We start from the raw sequence: 21,222 nt of genomic DNA, 5'->3' as shown, positions 1-21,222 counted from the left end.
GCGTATCTGCGGACAGGCGTGAAGGTGAAGAAAATGTCGATTCGCAAATAACGCATCCTACATGCTAGTCCCAAGGCTGCGTAACCGTGAGATAGTCCGCGAACCGCTTGCTTTCCTGGCGGCGAAGGCGACGCGCCTCAGCCCGCTGCGGCGCTGTCTCATGCAGCTTGAGTTCTTCTTCCGTCTCCGGCACGACATCCGGCACTTCAATCGGCCGGCGATTCTCGTCAAGCGCGACGAACGTCAGGAACGAAGTCGCCGCAATCATCCGTTCCCCGGTCAACAGCTCCTCCTTGATGACCTTCACGAACACTTCCATCGAAGAACGGCCAGTCCATGTAACGAATGCTTCCAGAGATACCGCGTCAGTCGGGCGGATCGGGGACAGGAAGTCAACCGAGTCCGTCGATGCGGTGACGACGGGCCGGCGGCAATGCTTCGTCGCTGCAATAGATGCGATATCGTCGATGTAAGACATTAGTTTGCCGCCGAACAAGGTGTTGTGGTTGTTCACATCCGTCGGGAATACCCGCGATGTCTTGTAGCATCTCGATTCTCGTGCAAATCTGGTAACCATATACGCTGCGCCCCTTCACAATCGATCGTTATACCCGTACTTTAGCATGTCTAAGGGCGGATTGCCATTATGCATCCAATACGTCATTAAGTGAGCGACGCAGACGTGCGAGCATCTCATCAACATCCGAACGTGAAACAATTAAAGGCGGTATTAGCCGAATAACCGACGGGCTCGACGAGTTAATGATCAGGCCGTTCGCCATAGAGGCTGCACAGAGCTCAGAGCCTCTAGGCTGGGGCAGATTAAAAGCGATCAGCAAGCCCATTCCACGTATGCCCGTCAGTCCATACCCTTCCGCAATCTTGCTCAATTCTACCTGAATGTAAGCACCGACATCAGCCGCTTGCACCGCCAGCTGCTGCTCCACAATAGCGCCGACAACCGCCTTTCCGACTGCCATTGCCAGCGGCTGGCCCGTGTACGTACCGCCCTGCTCGCCCGGCTCGAACAGGTTATACCTCTCCTTCGTCAGCATAGCCGACAGCGGGAAGCCGCCTCCAATTCCTTTGCCCAGCGTCATAACGTCCGGCTCAATGCCATAATGCTCATACGCGAACAGCTTGCCCGTGCGCCCCAGTCCCGTCTGAATCTCGTCGAAAATAAGCAAAATTCCATGCTCGTCACACAGCTCTCGCAGCCCCGTCACGTACGCGGGATCGGCCGGATGCACGCCGCCTTCGCCCTGCACCGGCTCGATCATAATCGCACAAGTCTGTTTGCTGATCGCCTCGCGCATGGCATCCAGATCGTTGAACGGTACATGCCGGAATCCGGGTACCTTCGGTGCGAACAACGGCTCCCAATACGGCTTGCCCGTCGCCGACATCATCGCCAGCGTTCGCCCATGGAAGCCGCCGAGCGTCGTAATAATTTCATAGGCCCCGCCACGGTGCAGCGCTCCGTACTTGCGCGCCAGCTTAATGGCGCTCTCATTCGCCTCCGCCCCGCTGCTGCCGAAGAACACGCGGTCGAATACGGACAGCTCCGTAAGCTGCTTCGCGAATTCGACCATGGGCTTGTTGAAGAAGCCAGGGCTCGCATTCACCAGCTGCGCAGACTGCTCCGCCAGCGCCTCTTGTATAACACGCGGCGAATGCCCAAGCGCATTCACCGCCCAGCCGCCAATGAAGTCGAGATACGAACGCCCTTCCGTATCCCACAGATACATCCCTTCGCCCTTCTCCATGATGACGGCAGGACGTGCAGCCGTGAATAACACCGATTGCTCCGCCGCTTCAAGCAGCTGCTGCGTGTCCCCCATGTGCGGCTTAACTACAGATGATCCAGACATAGAAAAACAACCTCCCCCGAAAAGAATGATGATAATTATTTATACAACATAGTGCATAAATATACAATCACATCATTTCCTTTTCTCGTGAAGGTTGTCTTACCGGCGACTACACCCAAGCATCGTTGCTATAGCCTCGTTCTTCCCAATAGCCGATATGGCTGTCGGCTATTAGCTCGATTCGCACGAGCCATTTGACCGATTTGTACGCATACATCGCAGGCACAATAAGCCGTACAGGTCCGCCCAAGTCGCTCGGAATCGGCTTGCCGTCATGCATAACCGCAACCATGACATCCGACATTTGCACCTGTACCTGTTCGAGCGATAATGCATCCGTATACACCCCGTCACCGGAGTAAAATTTAATGTATCTCGCCTCGGATTTGACCCCTGCTTCCGCCAGAATCGTCCGCAGCGGAATGCCTTCCCACGTATTCTTATAGACCGACCAACCCGTCACGCAATGGAAGTCGCTCACTTGGACGGATCGTTTGAGCTTCACGAACTGATCCCACGTGAACTGAAGTTTCTTCTCTACCAATCCATCAACAGTGAAGGACCAATTGTTATTGTCGAAGCTCGGAATCGGCGTTACCGTATAGACGCGGAATCGACCAGACGACCCGCCGCCTATGGGTGAACTTGATGCCGCAAGCGGCTGCGGCGCGGGCACCAGATGGTTTGAATCGTTCTCTACCAGCTGTTCCAGCGAGCTGCCGCCAATGGAGCCGCCGAGCGATTGGCCGAGCCATTTTAAGAAAGAAGGTCCTATCAGCACAGCCAGTCCCGCAGCAATGGAGCCTCGAATGAATGAGCGGCGCGAGTAGAACGGCTGATGCATAGACGCTGGATGCAGCCCGCCGGCTGCCGACTGTCGACCCGACGTTACGGTGCGGCGATTCGGTTCCTTCAGCCATTGCGTCCTCGTAATGGAGTGATAAATGATATACGGCAGCCCGATCCATGTGAGCAAATCATGCATCGTCAGCGCAGGATTCGACCAACGCGGACCAACGGCCTTGAACTGCCAGAGCAGCACGCCGGAAGCCAGCCAACCGAGCAATAATGCAAGGACGAACAACACGTTGAACCGCTGCCACGGCTTGCCTCGCAGCTGTTTCCAATGCTTCCCGGCCAGCAGCAGATAGTAGATAACCGGCACTAATGAGCCTAAGCCAACGACGATATGAACCCATTTGATCCATACTCGCCCTTCTCCTAATACGCCACGCCAGAATCCCCCAAGCAGAATTAGTCCTGTCACCGCTAATGCGACGACGATCCAGCCGTTCCATGCATGCAGCATGACGAGCTTTCGACCATAACCTCTGCGCATCCGATCTAACAGTTTCGTCAACCCGATAACCCCCTAACGGGTATTAATAACTACCAACATTGGAAAATTCAATTGTATGTATACCCTTTCATTGTATCACTCTAATATTTAAAAAAGCTTAAAACGGATGCCTTTCTTCACTTTTGAAAATGATAGAATAGCAACCTTCTTCAGTCTGAGTATTATCCTTTATAAACCTTATATTTTCAATGTTTTCGTAGATTTCGATAGAGGTTTCAAAAATACTATTTTTTGCATATACGCACTATGAAGAGCGCATGCTAATCGGAGCGCTTTGCAAATTAATTTTTTCTACAAAAGGTCTCCTTGACAACATTGTCAGTTTACTTTTTTCTTGACATCTCTATATACTAGAACCTATGCGTTTTATTCGAATTCAGGGAGGAAAAACCAAATGAGTAAGATTCAAATCGGCATCGTTGGTTACGGTAACCTCGGTAAAGGTGTCGAAAAAGCAATTGCACAAAACCCAGACATGGAGCTTGTTGCAATCTTCACACGCAGACAACCAGAGGATTTCGCAGGACAAGCAGCAAAGTTCGAGCACATCTCGGCAGCTGAGCAATACAAAGGCAAGATCGACGTCATGATTCTGTGCGGCGGTTCCGCAACGGACCTGCCAGAGCAAACGCCAGTTATCGCAAGCATGTTCAACACGGTCGACAGCTTCGATACGCACGCTAAGATTCCTGAGTTCTTCAACACGGTTAACGCTGCGGCAACCCAAGGCGGCAACCTGTCCGTTATTTCCACCGGCTGGGATCCAGGCCTGTTCTCGCTGAACCGTCTGCTCGCCGAATCGATTCTTCCGGAAGGCAAAGACTACACGTTCTGGGGCAAAGGCGTAAGCCAAGGCCACTCCGATGCAATCCGCCGTGTACCAGGCGTTAAAGGCGGCGTTCAATACACGGTTCCGGTTGAATCCGTAATCGACCGCATCCGTTCCGGTGAAACGCCTGAGTTCACGACGCGCGAGAAGCACCTTCGCGAGTGCTTCGTTGTTGCTGAAGAAGGCGCTGACCAAGAAGTGATCCGTCAAACGATCGTTTCGATGCCGAACTACTTCTCCGACTACGATACGACGGTAACGTTCATCTCCGAAGAAGAGCTCAAAGAGAATCACGCAGGAATGCCGCACGGCGGTTTCGTTATCCGCAGCGGCATCACGGGCGAAAGCACGAAACAAATCATCGAGTTCGGTCTGAAACTCGAGAGCAACCCTGAATTTACTGCAAGCGTGCTTGTTGCTTACGCACGCGCTGCGATCCGCCTCAGCCGCGATGGTCAAAAAGGTGCGAAAACGGTATTCGACATTCCGTTCGCTTACCTGTCGCCAAAATCCGGCGAAGAACTTCGCCGCGAACTGCTGTAATTTGTCGCAGAAACATATAGCAATTAAAAATTTTTAACACCTCACAAACCCCCGTCGCTACGCGATCGGGGGTTTTTTCTGGTACTTTTTTTGCACTCATATACATTTTATTTGTACTATATAATAGAAGAAAGACGAAAAACCCGAACGAATAGAGCAAATTAATCAGGGGTGAAAGGTTTTTTTAATTGGCGAATGGGGAATCGAATGTTTTAAACTTTGTAATTATCACGGGATGATAGTATAAACGATGTGCGAAAAACTATAAAAGAGCTGGAGGACACGTCCTCGCAGTTACTGAGTAAAGGGAGTGTAGAAACGTGGTAAGTACGATTACGAAAGAACAACAAACCGCGAAAGAATACGTACAAGCTGTGTATGACAAAGTGATTAGCCGTAACCAGGGCGAAAGCGAGTTCCATCAAGCAGTTAAAGAGATCTTCGACTCTCTGATCCCAGCAATCGAGGCTAATCCTCAGTACATCAAGCACAACATCCTCGAGCGGATCGTTGAGCCTGAGCGCGTTGTTTATTTCCGCGTACCTTGGCTGGACGACAACGGCAACGTACAAGTTAACCGCGGCTTCCGCGTTCAATTCAACAGCGCAATCGGACCTTACAAAGGCGGCCTTCGCTTCCACCCATCCGTTAACGCTAGCATCATCAAGTTCCTCGGCTTCGAACAAATTTTCAAAAACTCCCTTACGGGTCAACCAATCGGCGGCGGCAAAGGCGGCTCCGACTTCGATCCTAAAGGTAAATCCGATAACGAAATCATGCGTTTCTGCCAAAGCTTCATGACGGAACTGTACCGTTACATCGGTCCGGACACTGACGTACCAGCTGGCGACATCGGTGTTGGCGGCCGCGAAATCGGCTACATGTTCGGCCAATACAAACGTATTCGCTCCGGCAACGAAGCTGGCGTTCTGACGGGTAAAGGTCTGCTGTATGGCGGTTCCCTGACGCGTACGGAAGCAACGGGCTACGGCTGCGTATACTTCGTAAACGAAATGCTCGAATCCAAAGGCCTGAGCTACGAAGGCAGCACGGTTGTCGTCTCCGGTTCCGGTAACGTATCGATCTATGCAATCGAGAAAGCAACGCAGCTCGGCGCTAAAGTCGTAGCATGTTCCGACTCGAACGGCTATGTATACGATCCGAACGGCATCGACCTTGCGCTCGTTAAACAACTGAAAGAAGTTGAGCGCAAACGTATCAGCGAGTATGTTAAATCGCATCCGCAAGCAACGTACACGGAAGGCTGCACGGGCATCTGGTCGATCCCTTGCGACATCGCTCTTCCTTGCGCAACGCAAAACGAAATCAACGAAGAGTCCGCTAAGCTGCTCGTTAAGAACGGCGTTAAAGCAATCGGCGAGGGCGCTAACATGCCTTCGACGCTCGAAGCTATTGAAGTGTTCCTGAACGGTGGCGTTCTGTTCGGACCTGCAAAAGCAGCAAACGCTGGCGGCGTAGCCGTTTCCGCTCTCGAAATGTCCCAAAACAGCATGCGTCTGTCGTGGACGTTCGAAGAAGTCGACGCGAAGCTGCACCAAATCATGAAAAACATCTTCAAAAACAGCACAGCTGCTGCTGAGAAGTATGGCCACCCAGGCAACCTCGTAGTTGGCGCTAACATCGCCGGCTTCACGAAAGTTGCAGACGCTATGATCGCTCACGGCGTAGTTTAATAACCGCCCTTATACAATGAAGAGACCGCGCCTTGTGCGCGGTCTTTTTTGTACTGCTAATTGTGAACAAATCCAGACACAAACGGTCCTTTTATGTATATTCCTGTCTGATTGTGGTTGGCTTGTCCATAGGCCCGTGGTATACTAAAGGCAGACGAAGAACGTTCTTGAGCCTCCGGGGCTCAAGGGCGTTTTTATTTGTTTATTATGCTATTTTCGACGTGTTTCTTCTATTAAAATGTATACTCGTTTGCAGCGCTAACACTTCTCCGACAACAATGTTGTGCAACCCCTTACATCTTCTACCGTCACACAGCTCCATCTCTACCACTTCCATTCCGTCCTACCGTCTAACCTGCGAAGGCGTTACACCCTTATACTGCTTGTACAGCTTGGTGAAATAGTTCGGATTATCGCAGCCGACTTGGCCTGCGATTTCGGTGACCGTGTCGGTCGTGTCGCGCAGCAAACGTTCCGCTTCGTTCATTCGGCACAGGTTGACGTATTCGACAAACGTGCGGCCGGTAAGTTTCTTGAACATTTTGCAGAAATGGTACGGGTTCAGGCTCACGACTTTCGCCGCCTGCTCGATCGTCCATCGTTCCGCATACCGCTCCTCCACCTGTCGAAGCAGCGGCTTGAATCGCTCCCGGTTCAGATTGTGCTGCGAATCGCTGCCCACTCGGCCTTCTGCCTGATGCGGCAGCAGCGTACGTGCCAGCTGCGTGAACAGCATATGCAGGTGCGACTTGATGACAAGCGGATAGCCCGTCTGCTTTGCCTCGAACTCCCGCATCATCTGCTCAAGCAGCACATAGTGAGCGGCACAGTCCACATTCAGCTTGTCCGGCTGCACCGGCAGCTGCAGCTTCCCCTCCACATACGGCGCCACGAGCTCGGCATGAATCGCATCATGCGACCAATCGCTGAACAGCGCCCCGTTGAACACAATCGACATAAACCGAATATCCCCGTTGCATTGGCTGTAGCCGACATGCAGACCGCCCGCTGGTACGAACAGCACATCGCCCGGATCCACTTCATAGGGACGGCTGTCGATATGAAACACCGCACTCCCCTGCTGCATGATGATGATTTCGAAGTGCTCATGCCAGTGCAGAAACAATATATTTTGATCCATTCTCGCGTCCGGACAGCGATTGTCGAACAGCATGTACGGATAGGTTTTGTGCGCGAGCCGTGTATTCTCCCATAGTGCCTGCGGATGCGTCATGCGTTCCACCCCCCACAAGATCCGACTACTATTCCCCAAGATTATATAGAGAATTCAAGAAATGATAGCGCTATTATGAAGTTATTCAGTACTACTATAAGCCAATATTGGAGTGATACACAAGATGAGTAATTTGCTGCGCATCGGCACGCTGGTTGGCGGTGGGGACGCGGTTCGCGTCATTCCCCAGATCGTAGGTCACGGCTTCGAATCGTTCAGTCTCACCTTCTGGCAGACGACGGGTTCCGTTGATTTGAAGGAAACGGCGGCTCGGGTTCGCGAGCTGGCGGATAAGCACAATTTCGTTATATCGACGCTAGGCATCTTCGGCAATCCGCTGACGGGCTCGGGCGACAACGCGGATACACTAGCAAGCTGGGAGCGCCTGATCGATCATGCGCACCTGTTCGGAACGGACATCGTCTCCGGCTTCACGGGACGACTGACAGACCGCTCCATCGACGAATCGATCCCCGCTTATGCGGAAGTATTCGGCGAACTGGGCCGCCGTGCAGCAGACAAAGGCGTTAAGATCGCATTCGAGAACTGCGACATGGGCGGCACATGGACCCGCGGCGACTGGAACATCGCGCTCAACCCAACCGCTTGGGAGATGATGTTCAACGCGATTCCTTCGGACAACATCGGCCTGCAATGGGAGCCGTGCCACCAGATGGTCAGCTTGATCGACCCGATCCCGCAGCTGCGCAAATGGGTACAGAAGGTGTTCCATGTGCACGGCAAGGACGCAACGATCGCATGGGATATTGTTAAGGAATACGGCATTCACGGTCCGAAGGAGTTTGTCTGGCACCGCACGCCGGGCTTCGGCGATACGAACTGGTCGGACATCATCACGATCCTTCGCCAAGCAGGCTATCAAGGCACGATCGACATCGAGGGCTGGCATGACCCCGTCTATCGAGGCGAGCTGGAGATGACAGGACAAGTCCATGCACTGAACTATCTCAAAAATTGCCGCGGCGGAAGCATCGTTCCGAACCCGGTCTAACTCATAAGCGGAGGAAGCTCGACTATGACTAACACTTATCGGATTGCGCTCGTCGGCTGTGGAGGCATTGCGAATCTCTGGATGAAAAACGTCCTTCAGCGTAAAGACACGTCCGTCGTCGCGCTCATTGACGTTCGTGAAGAATCGGCTAAAGCCATGGCGGAGAAATACGGGCTGTCCTGTCCGACGTTCACCGATTTGCAGACAGCCATCGAAGCAACGGATGCAAATCTCGTACTCGATATTACGATTCCTTCGGTCCATTACGAAATTCGCCGCATCGCCATGCTGAATGGCTGTGACGTATTCGGCGAGAAGCCGATGGCAGAGACGATGGAGCAGTGCAACGATCTCGTTGCACGCGCCGAACAGACGGGACGCTCGCATGCCGTCATGCAGAACCGCCGTTACGAGCCAGGCATCCGCGCACTGCAGAAGCTGATCTCGGACGGCGCAATCGGCAAGCCCGGCTACATCGGCGCAGACTTCTTCATCGGCGCGCATTTCGGCGGCTTCCGCGATGCGATGGACAGCCCGCTGCTGCTCGACATGTCGATTCATACATTCGACCAAGCACGCTTCATCATCGGTGCCGATCCGGTATCGGTCTACTGCCAGGAATTCAATCCTGCAGGCTCCTGGTACGCAGGCAACGCGGCAGCCATCTGCATCTTCGAAATGTCCGACGGCTCCGTGTTCTGTTATCGCGGTTCTTGGTGCGCAGAAGGTCAGCCAACCTCGTGGGAAGCCGATTGGCGGATTACAGGCGAGACGGGCACCGCGATCTGGAACGGCAAAGACGAGCCTTATGCAGAAGTGGTCGCGCCCGGCGATCAGACGGGCAAGTTCATCCGAGATTACGTCCGCGTCAATACGGAGAAGCCGGTACTCGAGAGCGTCTTCCACGACGGCTGCATCGACGAGATGTTTGCCTCGCTGGCCGAAGGCCGTCCGTCCGGCACCTCCGGTCACGACAACCGTTACAGCATGGCGATGGTGCTCGCTGCGCTCGAGAGCGCGCGGACCGGTCAAAAGATCGACATCGCTGCTTTCATGGCGCAGCAATAATTCCTTCACCGCCACAACAAATAAGCCTTCAACGTCCGCTATAGCCGGATGTCGGAGGCTTATTTCGATGTAACCAAAAAAGACACCCGAAGGTGTCTGTGCGTTCAAATAAGGATAAAAGGGTGACTTCAAGCAGAGCCTAGGCGTCCTCGCCTTTCATAATATTATTATAAATCATGGAAAATTATCAGTCTACAATTTTTCTCGATTATGGGATACATTTCTTTAGGCAGCCTATCATTCAAAGGAGGGTATCCCCCACTGATTAACCTCTATCGCGTTTTTCACCATGCAATCACCATGCTCAGCCGTGAAGACCGACGCCCAATCGTGCGCAAAGCGACGCTCGACACCGTTAGCATGCTCATGCTGCCGCTCCGGTTGTTTTTGATCAAGCTTGTTATGGATCGTATTCAACTATGGGACCAGTCGACGAGCGCACGCGAGGCCTTGCTGCTCTTCTGCGCCGCACTCGCTGCACTCATGACCGCAGCTGCATTCATGGGCTCCTCTTCTCTGCTTATGCATACCCGCATTTATGAAATCGGCACCCTTCTCAAGGAACGCATGATCGTGGATAAAACAACCCGACTCCCGCTTCGCGCCATCGAATCGCCAGCGGTGCAGGACGCTCGAAGTCGTGCGCTGCAATATGCGCCGGATGCCGTATGCATCGAAGCAATGAGTTTCATTATCCAAAGCGTGCAGGCCATTGTGCTGACCGGATTCATCTGCTGGCTCGGTTATTGGCCGCTGGCGGTCGGCATGCTGCTGCTCGGCTGCGGGCAAAGCTGGCTCTACGCTGCGATCGGCACACGCTTAGAGCGTTCCCAGACCAAGCAGGCCTCCTCGCTCCGTCTCGCTGACCACCTTCATCGTCTGCTAATTGCCAAGGGCTCAGCGAAGGAAATCCGAATCTTCAACCTCCACACACTGCTTCAGCAGCGTTGGCTCGACTACAACGACGAGGCAAGCAAGCATCGAGAACAGGCTGTTGCCCGGAGCGAACGGCAGAAGCTTCTTCCCGAGCTTTCCTTCTCCCTCATTAGCGGTGCGGCGATTCTCATCATCATGCTCTCGAGCGCCTCATCTTCCAGCTCGGCCGGCGATTATGTAGTGCTGTTCCAATGCGTCGCGCTGCTGGCCGGCGCCATTCCGAGCGCAGTGAAACAGGTTGGCTCTTTAGCCCAAATGGCTGTGCACCACGACAGCTTCAACACCTACATCCAGCTTCCAGAGGACCTCACTGCTCATCAATACCAAGACGATGCCGCCGAGAGCAGCCACCCGATCGGTCTGCGCACAGAGCAATTAGCATTTCGTTATGATCACACCGCCGAGCACCCTGCAGCACTCAACGCTATCAGTTTCGAGGTGAAGCCAGGTACGAAGATTGCAATTGTCGGGGACAATGGCTCTGGCAAATCCACACTCGTCAAGCTGCTTCTCGGCCTCTACCAGCCGGATGAAGGCAAGGTTCAATGGCTGCTGAGTCAAGGCTGCCTGGAAGCAGGCCATCCAGCGTGCCGGACAGCCGCCGTCTTTCAAGACTTCAATCGCTACCAGCTCAGGCTTCGCGATAACGTCGCCATCGGTGATGTGACGAAGATCGACGATGACGCCGCCATCCATGCCGCCCTTGCTAAGTCAGGGCTGAACTACTCGCATACATCGCTGGACGACATGGTCGGCACCGCATTCGGCCGTTTCGACTTATCCGGCGGGCAATGGCAGAAGGTCGCAGCCGCCCGCGCCTTCATGCGCGGCGACAGCTTCCTCGTCTTCGATGAACCCACCTCCGCTCTCGATCCTCAGGCGGAACGGGAAGCGTTCGCACATTTCCTGCACGCGGCCGACGGGCAGACCGCCATTCTCGTGACCCACCGATTAGGTGCCGCTAAGCTGGCCGACACCATACTAGTGCTGAAGGATGGTCATCTAGTAGAGCAAGGCACGCATGAACAGCTTATGGCAGCGCAAGGCGAGTATGAACGGCTCTATCGTCTGCAAGCGGCATGGTATGCCTAATAATATCTAACAACGCTTCACCCCATCCAGAAGGAGGTCTTCTCTTGGCGTTATACTTGCAACGAGCGGCTGGCATCTTACGGCTGCTGAAGCTTATTGTTCGTCAGCATCCTGTGCTCACGCTCCTATGGCTCCTCGTCCCCTTGCTGTCGGGTCTTATCATCATCCCTCTGGCGAATGCCGAGCGGCATCTAATCGACACGGCTATCGGATACGTCGGCCATGACAGATCAGGCATCCTCCATGCGGCATGGCCCGCGCTCATTATGCTTGCCGCAGCATCAGTCGGAGCCGTTATCTTGAGCATGATGAAGAAGCTGACCGATACCTATATGGCCAATCGCGCAGCCAGGCATTTATTCACTGAAATTCAGAACCGCGCTATCCATGCACCGCTTGAGCAGCTGGAAACCCCCGAATACTACGATCGAATGAGCCGAGCCCAATCCGCAGCCGATCAGGCTTTGACGAGCATTCTATTCGCCGCCGCCGAAACCGTCCGGCTAACCTGCTCGCTTGTCGGCATGATCGTCGTCGTGGCAGCTGGACACTGGTCAATCGCTGCATTACTGCTCTTTGTCAGCATAATTGTCCTCATTCAGCGAGTGCGGCTTGAAATCATGGTGAAGCAAGCAGCAAGAGCGCTGACGACGGACGGACGAATGGCCGACTACTTGAAGCAATCGCTGTCTGAGCCGGCGGTCATCAAGGAGCTGCGCGTGTTCCGCGCTCTCTCCTATATGACCGAGCAATGGTTCGGACGAGCGAGCACGTACGAGATTACGCGAAACAATTACCGAAGGCGCGAAGGGCGCATGGCCGCATGGTTCGGCCTTGCCTTCCTCCTGCTGCTGTTCGCATCGCTCGCCATTATGCTCGGACAGCTTGACCGCCATGCGGTGACTGTCGGCACCGTCGCGATCGTATTCCAGACTATACTTCAAGCACAGGAGATCCCGCTTCAAATGTCATGGTCATTAGGCCGACTCTATGTGCAAGGCGCGATGGCTGCCGATTTAACGGATTTCCTTAACGAGCCTGTCAACACTCCCGTACAGCAACAGATCGTGTTGAAGGAACCGATCCATATTATTGTCTTCGACCAAGTCAGCTATCGCTATCCAGGATCACAGACCAACGTGCTGCAAGGACTGCATGCAACCCTGCGCGCTGGAGAGACGGCAGCGCTCGTCGGTATTAACGGCGCAGGCAAATCAACCTTCGTGAAGCTGATGCTCGGCTTATTCGAACCAACAGAAGGCCGCATTCTGATCAACGGACATGATATGCGCAATCTTGATCGGTCCAGCTTGCGGCGGCAGCTTAGCGCCGTCTTCCAAGACTGCGGCCATTACCCGCTCCAGCTGCGCGAGTATGTCACGGCTGGAGAAGCCTCAGCTTCAACCCGAACCTCGCCCAGTGACAGCGACATTCGTCAAATGCTGGCATCGTGCGGACTTCGCGCTTTATCAGAAGGTGACAATGCACTGGATCTGAAGCTGACCGACGCATGGCCAGACGGACGCGAGCTGTCCGGGGGACAATGGCAGCGGCTTGCGATCAGCCGCGCTGCCCTGCGCAGCAGTCAAGTCATTGCGCTCGATGAGCCGACCTCCGCTGTCGACCCGAGCGGCGAGCTGGAGCTGTACAGCATGTGCAAATCGCTCTTCCGCGGCAAGCTGGCCGTCTTCGTCTCGCATCGGCTCGGCTGGGCCCGTTATGCCGATCGAATACTCGTCCTGCATGACGGCACCATCGCCGAGGACGGCAGCCACGAAGAGCTAATTCAACAAAACGGTCTTTACGCCGAAGCCTTCCGCGCTCAGGCCGCCTGGTACAAGCCAACATCGGAGCAGCAGCCGGACGCGGCAGCGATATAATAACAACCCCGCCAACCCCTATTGTAATAGGGGTTGGCGGGGCACATTTTTACTTCGTCTTATTGTACGCTTCCGTAATCTCTTTCAGGATCTCGTCGCCGCCTTGCTGGCGCCACTTCTTGCCGAGCTCCTCAATCCCTTTGTCGATATCAATCTTGCCGTTGATCATATCAAGGAAGTATTGATTGTATATCTCGTTCACGATCGGGCTATTCTTCAATTCAGCCGGACCGATGGTAGGGACCAGGTTCGGAATTTGCGTCTTGGACGAAATCTCGACCGATTGAATGGCACGGTCACGATTCGGCTCCGTCTGCGGAAGGTAGCTGGCATCGAGCGGATAGATCACGTTGCCCCATGCAAGCGGATGCGACCAGCCGTTCTTCGCAAAACCGTCCTTGGCACGCTCTTCCTCGTTATACGTAATGGCGTCGCCGTTCTTCGTATAGTGAATGCCCTCGATGCCGAGCTGCAGCAAGTCGCGGCCTTCCGGCGACAAAATAAACTCGATGAACTTCGCAGCCTTCTCTTTATTCTTGGCTTCCTTCGTAACGCCCGTCAGCAGTCCGCCCTTCGGCACCGTCCACATGCCGCCTTTGCCCTCAGGTCCAACAGGCGGTGCTGTCCAGCCGAGTACGCCATCCGGGTTAACGGCCTTCAGGCTGCCTTCAATGCGGCTGACGTTGCGGAACAACGCATCATCCATTACGCCTGCCTTCTGCTGATAGAACTTCTGCTCTTTGCCGCCGTTATCATTGACCAGGAACTCAGGGTCGATCAGCTTCTCCTCGTTGAGCTGCTTCAAATATTCGATGCCCTGCTTAAAGGCCGGGTGCTCGAACCGTGGAATGACATTGCCCTGCGCATCCAACTCATAGTCCGCATAAGGAAGTCCATAAGCATAGAACGCAAAGTCGAATGTGCTGATGCGACTGCCCGCACCCGGCTTCGTCGTCGTAAGACCGTACGTATCCGCCTTGCCATTGCCATCCGGATCCTGCGTTGCGAATGCCTTCAGAACATTGTGCAGGTCATCAAGCGTTGTAGGCAGCTTCAGGTTCAGCTTATCGAGCCAGTCTTGACGATAGACAAGTGTATAGTTCGAATGTTCTCCGCCAACCTGATACAGGTAACCATAATACTTGCCGTCAATTGCCGTCCACTGCAGGTTCTCCAGCTTCTGCTTCACAGTCGGCATCTCGTCTAGATAATCGTTGATCGGCACCAGAATGCCTTCATCGATCCATTGAGATACAGCCTGCGTTGGATAGTTCGTCGTTACGACGTCCGGATAATCGCCGGAAGCGAAGGCAGCAATGACTTGATCGTTCGCGCCGTACGGCACGACCTTTACGTTCAATTTGATGCCAAGCCGTTTATTGATCTCCGCAATAATGCGGTCATCCTTCACGAGCGGCGCTGCAACCAGGTCGCCCGTCGTCAGATACGTCAGCTCAACCGGTTCTTCGGATGCCGCCGCACCCTCGCCGGATGCAGATGCTGCTTCCGAGCTGGATTTGGAATCGGACTTGCCGCATGCCGCGAGCAAGGACACAACCAAAGTGAACATCAAAGCCGTCGTCAATAATTTCTTCCACGTCTTCATCGATAAATACCCCCAATAAGTGCGTTTCGTATGGATCTTACTCCGTTACTCCTTCACCGCGCCCAGCATCGCTCCCTTGACGAAATACTTCTGGAAGAACGGATACAGCAGCAGAATCGGGAGCGCCGCCGCCATAACCGATGCCATCTTCACCGATGGACCGAGCAGGAACGTGCTCTCTCCCCCGCTCATATAGGCCGCTTCATTCTGGAACAACATGCCCCGAAGGAATAACTGCAGCGGCCACAGATCGTGATCGGTAATATAGAAGATCGCGTTGAAATATTCATTCCAACGGGCTACCGCATAGAACAACGTAATCGTCGCAAGCGACGGCATCGACAGCGGCAATACGATACGGAATAACACCCCTATATCGCTGCACCCATCGATCTTCGCTGAATCCTCGAGACTCTCGGGAATCGTCTGGAAGAACGTACGCATGAGAATAAGGTTGTAGGTGAAGATGACCGTCGGAATGATAAGCGCCCAGACGCTGTTCATGAGCCCGGTATTTTTGACCACGAGATAAGTCGGAATAATCCCCCCGCTGAACATCATCGTGAATACGAACAGGAACATGATGACGCGCGTACCCTTCAAGCTGCTCTTGGACAGCGGATAGGCCGCCAATACGGTGAACAGCATGCTGATCAATGTACCAACGACCGTTACGAATATCGTAACGCCGTAGGAGCGCCACAACTCCTTCATGCTGAAGATGTATTCATAAGCTTCCAGCGTAAAATGACGCGGGAACAAATGAATGGATGAACCTAAATTGTCATTGAGCGGACTAAGCGAGACGACGAGCGTATCCCAGAACGGGTAGAGCGTGGCTACCCCCAGCACGATCAGAATGATCGCGTTGAAGCCGTCGAATAACTTGCTGCCATAAAATCTGCTCTGCATATCGTTCCCCTCCTAGTAAATGCCCTGCTCGCCCGTCATTCTGGCCAATCGGTTCGCGATAATGAGAAGCGTGAAGTTAATGACCGACTTGAACAGTCCTACCGCCGCCGCTACGCTGAATTGTCCTTCTGTAACTCCGATCCGGTAGACGTATGTATCGATAATGTCCGACACCGAGTAGACCGCTGGGTTGTACAAAATAAGAATTTGCTCAAAGCCAGCTTCCATCATCGATCCGAGCCGCAGAATAAGAATAATGATGATCGTGCTCTTGATGCCTGGCAGCGTAATGTGAAGCATTCGCTTCCATCGATTCGCCCCGTCCATCATCGCCGCTTCGTACAGCTGCGGATTGACAGCCGCCAGCGCCGCCATATAGATGACCGTGCCCCAACCGAACTCCTTCCACATCATCGAGCCGATCAGCGTTCCTCGGAAGTACGACGCGTCACTCATGAACCCGATCGGACCAATGCCGATGCTGTGCAGCATGGCGTTCACCGCGCCCGAATCAAGCGCCAACAGGTTGACCATCAGACCGCCCAATATGACCCACGAGATGAAATGCGGCAAATAAATAATCGTCTGTATGCTCCGCTTGAACAGCTGCTGCCGCACCTCATTGAGCAGCAGCGCGACGATGAGCGGAAGCGGAAATCCGAACACCAGCCTCAGCAGGCTGATCTGAACCGTGTTCCAGAATACGCTCCAAAACTTATCGAGACCGAACAAGTACTTGAAGTGCTCGAAGCCGACCCAAGGACTGCCCATGATCCCTTTGGTAATACTGAAATCTTTGAAAGCAATAATGGCACCGTACATCGGAACGTAGTGATATACGATGTAGTAGATTACAGCCGGAATAAGCATCAGATACATATACCGGTGTTTCCACACATACCGCAGAGCCGTATTTCGCTTCACCACATCCGCTTGGCGTGCGCTGACCTTCGTCAGAACAAGCTTGCTTTCCGGTGTAGACATTCCGTCTCATCCTTTCTCTACAACAAGACCCGCACATCGCTTGGACACGCAAAAAAGACACTTTATGAAACAGCCCTCAAGCTGCTATAAAGTGCCTCCAGTTTTCTGGTCGGTTGGATTATTTTATTTCCTATCAGTTTACTAGGTATTATATTTGCACATAAAAGTTGGAAAGTCAACAATAAAAAACCGTCTCCGGAGCAGTGTCCAGAGACGGATCGCGAGCAGTTTGAAATGCTGAGTTAGATCTATATTTGCTTATGCTTTATGCGTCTACGATCAGCGTGCCCTTCATCTCCATATGCCCCTGACCGCACGGAACCGAGCAGCGGAACTCGAATTGACCCACCTGATCGGCAGTAAATTCCGCACTGTCATTGCCTTGTATGTCAACGTTGTAGACAGGAAGCGAGAGCCCGTGTCCGCCGTCATCACTAGTCAGCGTAATGCGAACTTTGTCGCCTTTCTTCACGTGAATCTCTTTCTGATCGTACTCCCAATCCTTCGCGCTTACCTTCACTTCTACTACGTCTGCCTTGCTGTCCGTCGTAGTTGCCGTCGTGGATGCCGCTTGGTCTGTGGATGCCGTTTCGCTGGACTTGTCCGATTTGCCGCAGCCGCTCAACATAGCGATTGCGATGACGACCGAAGCCGCGAGTAACGCCGACTTGTTCCTCAGAGGAATCCTCTCCTATCGAATAACGCAAATTGAGATACTTGCATTACGATAGCATATTTACCTTAAAATTACATGAGCGCCACCTTAATATTGTGCAAGCATCTCTTAGTTTCGTGTATGTAGATCGGACGCGCACGCTCCTATAATCAAATCAAGCACAGCGAACATTTCCTTATAGGAGGTACATGATTGATGAACCGCGAGCCGATTCGACTGACCGACGAGCAAATGAGAACTTTCGTAACAGAGGGATTCCTTATTCTGCAGACCGACTTCCCCGCTTCCTTCCATGAGGCGATGACCCAAGAGCTGCACCGCGTTTATACAGAGGAAGGCAATCCAGGCAACAACCTGCTGCCGCGCATTCGCGAGATTCAACAGGTGTTCGACCATCCAATCATCACCGGCGCGCTTACGAGTGTGCTCGGACCGAACTACATGCTGCATGCGCACCGCCATGGTCACTACAATGCGCAGCCGACTGCAGGCGGATGGCATAAGGACAGCTACTGGGGTTATAACAAAATGCGCCATCACCGCCCATGGTGGGCGATGATTATGTACTTCCCGCAGGACACGCCGATCGAGCTTGGACCAACCGGCATCCTGCCAGGCACGCAAAATTATGAGACACGCACCTTCGAATCCGATGAGGTCGAAGGCGAAGGATATGCCAGCGGTCAAGCGGGTACGTTCGCGCTCATCCATTATGATATCTGGCACCGCGCCACGGCGAACATCCTCGGCAAGCCGCGGTATATGCTCAAGTTCGAATTTATGCGTACGGCGGCACCAACGGAGCCGACTTGGAATTGTTCGGATTTGCAATGGAGAGAACCTGCGAAAGCAACGCTGCCGATCGCTCGGCATGAAGCGATGTGGGAGGATACGTGGAATTGGCTGACGGGGCGGACTGGCAGCCTTGCCGATACCGCTGCTGTGAGTGCAGAGCAGCTTGCTCAGCTGACCGCTGGATTAAGAGACGCCTTTGAGCCGACTGCGCTCAATGCGGCGTATGAGCTGGCACGAAGCGGCGCGGAAGGCGTTGCGGCTCTGCTGAATGGGCTGCATGATTCGTCCGCTGCGGTATCCCGCCTATCGGCATACGGACTTGCCGCTGCAGGTGCAGGCGCTGCCGGTTCGCTGGCCGCCGCGCTCGACGATGAGAGAGACGAGACCGTTCAGCACGCGGCGTTCGCACTCGGCGAGCTTGGCGCCGCTGCAGGTCAGGCTGTTCCAAAGCTGGCCGCTCTGCTGTCGCACCGCTCGCCTGCCGTTCGCAGCGCAGCCGTGGAATCGCTCGGCATGATCGGCGGAGCTGCGGGTACTTCGGCTCAAGAAAAGGCTCATGTCGACGAAGCCGTCAGCAGCCTCGTTCGCGCCCTGCAAGATTCGGATGTGCAGGTGCGGTTCATGACCGGCCTCGCGTTGTCCCGTATCGGAAGTCATGCAGCGGCAGCCGTCCCTGCGCTCGCTGTCGCGCTGGATGACGACAACCGCTATGTGCGCGCACATGCGCTGGAAGCGCTCCGCTACATCGGAACAGAAGAAGCGAAGGATGTCCTTATCCATTCCTTGTTCCAAGCCCGCTGGTGTGCGACGACAACGCCGGCGAACACGTTCTATCCTTGATCTATGGTTCACCCCTGCGTCGCAGGGGCTGCACCTGCAAGAGCCAGCTCTCGGAAGTCGGACGGCGATAACGCCGTGTATTCCTTGAACAGCCGGCTGAAATACGGCGCATCCATCGTGAGCGTCTCGGCGATTGCCGAGACGCTCATATTCGTAAAGGCGAGCATCTGCTTCGCCTTGCCCATTCGTTTGTGATTCACGTACTGAATAGGCGATAAGCCGGTTGTATTTTTGAATAGACGAATGAAGTAATTGGGGTGAAAATGAACCAGCTGCGCCAGCTGATCGACCGACAAGCTCTCGGATAGATGCTCGTCGATGTAAGCGAGTACGACGTTCATTTTGTCCATCGCGCCAGACGCAGGCGCTTGAACCACAATCGGATCCGCATGTTCGACGAACGCCGCAATGAGATCCAGCATCGCGGACTGCACGTGGATGGCGGCCGTCCACTCCTTGCTGTTATGGTAATGCACCAGCCGTTTGAATGACTCGCGCACACGCTCGCTGTCCGAGATTCGCACTGTTATCGGCGTCTTCAGCAGCTCGAACAGATTGAATGAACCGACCTTCGCCGTAAAATGGCACCAGTACTTGCCGAACGTATTGTCTCCGATTGTCCCGTAAGACTGGCGTACATCCGCAGGCAGCAGGCATAGCTCGCCGGGCTTTGGCAGCACCTTGCTGTCGCCGACCTTCAAATAGCCCTCGCCTTCTTCTATCCAATACAGCTTGTTCACATCAGGGATGTAGTCATCCTCGTTCCACGATGGCGGAACCTTCGTATAATGCGCAATCGCTACGTGAAGCTTCATGCCAGGCAGATAGGATTGCCAGAATGCGTGTTCATTGCCCCTCATCCTTCGTACTCACCTCCCGCTGTTTTTCCAACGATTACATGAATGTCTGCATTCCCTCCTACAGGGCAATTATAGTACGATTACAAACGTGACTTTATTGAGACCCAGGGAGACCTCTATTCATTATGCCTACTGACCGCAAGTCCGCCGGTACGTACGAGCTGTTGTTCGTCATCGGCATTATCGCAATCTCGTTCTCGTCTATCTTCGTACGCTGGTCCAGCGCCGACGTCGCCGTCATCGCGATGTATCGGCTCTATCTGACGAATCTGCTTATGCTGCCGTTCGTATGGCGCTACCGCCGCGAGTGGATGCGCTTGCGCCTCCGCCAATGGGGGCTGCTAGTCGCCTCGGGCGTTATGCTCGCGCTGCATTTTCTGCTATGGATGGCCTCGCTCCGGTTAACGACCGTTGCAAGCTCTACCGTCATTCTAACGCTGGAGCCGGTTTTTGTCATGCTCGCCTCCTTCGTGTTGTTCCGCACCCTCGTTAACCGTATGATGCTCATCGGGATCGGCATTGCGATGGTCGGGTCGATCATTATCGGTTCGAGCGATTTTGCCCTGTCGGGCGACGCGCTGACCGGGGACGTGCTGTCGATGCTCGGCGCGCTCGCCGTCGCGATCCACATGATGCTCGGCAAGCATCTTCGCAAAGATATGAGCGCCTTCGTCTATAACTTCTCTGTATTCTTCCTGGCAGCAACATCGCTGGCTGCATACAACGTTGTACGAGGCAATCCCTTCTTCGGCTACGAGCCGAAGGAATGGGGCGTGTTCCTGCTGTTGGCTATCGTGCCGACGCTGTTCGGTCATTACTTGTTCAACTGGCTGCTGAAGTTTATGAACACCGCCGCGGTGTCTATGTCCGTGCTCGGCGAGCCTGTCATCTCTTCCGTACTTGCCTGGATCCTGCTCGGCGAAGCGCTCACCGGCTATCAGCTAGGAGCCGGCATGCTCATTCTGTTCGGCGTATGGCTGTTCATACGACATGGGGATAAGGAATAGCTGCGCGGGTTCTGATACATTCG

General features: G+C 54.0%; 17 protein-coding genes. 8 read left to right on the top strand and 9 right to left on the bottom strand.

What is annotated here, in order from left to right; translation table 11 throughout:
• Positions 1-64 precede the first annotated feature (64 nt).
• From SBI19_RS04580 to SBI19_RS04570, 3 genes are all read right to left on the bottom strand, one after another.
• The gene (locus tag SBI19_RS04580) at positions 65-577 is read right to left on the bottom strand and encodes an acyl-CoA thioesterase (RefSeq protein WP_317965394.1); all 513 of its coding nucleotides are present in this window, start codon (positions 575-577) and stop codon (positions 65-67) included.
• A gap of 67 nt (positions 578-644) precedes the next feature.
• Complete coding sequence (locus tag SBI19_RS04575; protein WP_317965392.1) at positions 645-1,871, bottom strand: aspartate aminotransferase family protein; 1,227 nt, start codon at positions 1,869-1,871, stop codon at positions 645-647.
• A gap of 109 nt (positions 1,872-1,980) precedes the next feature.
• Positions 1,981-3,231 (bottom strand): molybdopterin-dependent oxidoreductase, encoded by a 1,251-nt coding sequence (locus tag SBI19_RS04570; RefSeq protein ID WP_317965390.1) that lies wholly within the window; start codon positions 3,229-3,231, stop codon positions 1,981-1,983.
• Between the two features lie 394 nt (positions 3,232-3,625).
• Here SBI19_RS04570 and SBI19_RS04565 point away from each other — a divergent pair, with 394 nt between their 5' ends.
• Together SBI19_RS04565 and gdhA are read left to right on the top strand one after the other, a co-directional pair.
• The gene (locus tag SBI19_RS04565; RefSeq protein WP_317965388.1) at positions 3,626-4,603 is read left to right on the top strand and encodes a diaminopimelate dehydrogenase; all 978 of its coding nucleotides are present in this window, start codon (positions 3,626-3,628) and stop codon (positions 4,601-4,603) included.
• Positions 4,604-4,923: 320 nt separating this feature from the next.
• Entirely contained in the window at positions 4,924-6,297 is a 1,374-nt protein-coding gene (gdhA, locus tag SBI19_RS04560) for an NADP-specific glutamate dehydrogenase (protein WP_317965386.1), read from the top strand.
• Between the two features lie 343 nt (positions 6,298-6,640).
• Here gdhA and SBI19_RS04555 read toward each other — a convergent pair whose 3' ends face one another.
• Positions 6,641-7,531: a helix-turn-helix transcriptional regulator gene (locus SBI19_RS04555; protein WP_317965384.1), complete on the bottom strand. Its 891-nt coding sequence runs from the start codon at positions 7,529-7,531 to the stop codon at positions 6,641-6,643.
• Positions 7,532-7,655: 124 nt separating this feature from the next.
• Between SBI19_RS04555 and SBI19_RS04550 the strand changes: the two genes are divergently transcribed.
• From SBI19_RS04550 to SBI19_RS04535, 4 genes are all read left to right on the top strand, one after another.
• Positions 7,656-8,543, top strand: coding sequence for a sugar phosphate isomerase/epimerase family protein (locus SBI19_RS04550; RefSeq protein WP_317965382.1), 888 nt, complete (start codon positions 7,656-7,658; stop codon positions 8,541-8,543).
• A 24-nt stretch (positions 8,544-8,567) separates the two neighbouring features.
• On the top strand, positions 8,568-9,611 hold the full coding sequence (locus tag SBI19_RS04545) for a Gfo/Idh/MocA family protein (RefSeq protein WP_317965380.1): 1,044 nt from the start codon (positions 8,568-8,570) through the stop codon (positions 9,609-9,611).
• 300 nt (positions 9,612-9,911) lie between these two features.
• On the top strand, positions 9,912-11,639 hold the full coding sequence (locus SBI19_RS04540) for an ATP-binding cassette domain-containing protein (protein ID WP_317965378.1): 1,728 nt from the start codon (positions 9,912-9,914) through the stop codon (positions 11,637-11,639).
• Positions 11,640-11,683: 44 nt separating this feature from the next.
• Positions 11,684-13,519 carry an ABC transporter ATP-binding protein gene (locus tag SBI19_RS04535; RefSeq protein ID WP_317965376.1) on the top strand — a complete coding sequence of 612 codons (1,836 nt, stop codon included), beginning with the start codon at positions 11,684-11,686 and terminating at the stop codon, positions 13,517-13,519.
• Positions 13,520-13,568: 49 nt separating this feature from the next.
• Here SBI19_RS04535 and SBI19_RS04530 read toward each other — a convergent pair whose 3' ends face one another.
• The 4 genes from SBI19_RS04530 to SBI19_RS04515 all read right to left on the bottom strand — a co-directional run bounded on the left by SBI19_RS04530 (position 13,569) and on the right by SBI19_RS04515 (position 17,649).
• Positions 13,569-15,125 carry an extracellular solute-binding protein gene (locus tag SBI19_RS04530; RefSeq protein ID WP_317965374.1) on the bottom strand — a complete coding sequence of 519 codons (1,557 nt, stop codon included), beginning with the start codon at positions 15,123-15,125 and terminating at the stop codon, positions 13,569-13,571.
• Between the two features lie 45 nt (positions 15,126-15,170).
• Positions 15,171-16,037 (bottom strand): carbohydrate ABC transporter permease, encoded by an 867-nt coding sequence (locus SBI19_RS04525; RefSeq protein ID WP_317965372.1) that lies wholly within the window; start codon positions 16,035-16,037, stop codon positions 15,171-15,173.
• Between the two features lie 12 nt (positions 16,038-16,049).
• Positions 16,050-17,021 (bottom strand): ABC transporter permease, encoded by a 972-nt coding sequence (locus SBI19_RS04520; RefSeq protein WP_317965370.1) that lies wholly within the window; start codon positions 17,019-17,021, stop codon positions 16,050-16,052.
• A 265-nt stretch (positions 17,022-17,286) separates the two neighbouring features.
• Positions 17,287-17,649 (bottom strand): cupredoxin domain-containing protein, encoded by a 363-nt coding sequence (locus tag SBI19_RS04515; RefSeq protein WP_317965368.1) that lies wholly within the window; start codon positions 17,647-17,649, stop codon positions 17,287-17,289.
• 243 nt (positions 17,650-17,892) lie between these two features.
• On the opposite strand from SBI19_RS04515, the gene SBI19_RS04510 reads away from it, so the two are divergent.
• Positions 17,893-19,332, top strand: a complete 1,440-nt coding sequence (locus SBI19_RS04510; protein ID WP_317965366.1) for a HEAT repeat domain-containing protein — start codon at positions 17,893-17,895, stop codon at positions 19,330-19,332.
• Between the two features lie 8 nt (positions 19,333-19,340).
• Here SBI19_RS04510 and SBI19_RS04505 read toward each other — a convergent pair whose 3' ends face one another.
• On the bottom strand, positions 19,341-20,192 hold the full coding sequence (locus SBI19_RS04505; RefSeq protein WP_317965364.1) for an AraC family transcriptional regulator: 852 nt from the start codon (positions 20,190-20,192) through the stop codon (positions 19,341-19,343).
• A gap of 125 nt (positions 20,193-20,317) precedes the next feature.
• Here SBI19_RS04505 and SBI19_RS04500 point away from each other — a divergent pair, with 125 nt between their 5' ends.
• Complete coding sequence (locus SBI19_RS04500) at positions 20,318-21,199, top strand: DMT family transporter (protein WP_317965362.1); 882 nt, start codon at positions 20,318-20,320, stop codon at positions 21,197-21,199.
• The last annotated feature ends 23 nt before the right edge of the window (positions 21,200-21,222 follow it).

The sequence above is a fragment of the Paenibacillus sp. CCS19 genome (genome assembly GCF_033239625.1).
In the GTDB taxonomy this organism is placed as follows: domain Bacteria; phylum Bacillota; class Bacilli; order Paenibacillales; family Paenibacillaceae; genus Paenibacillus_T.
Note: the sequence above shows the minus strand (reverse complement) of the source record. Positions and strands in the feature narration are given on the sequence as shown.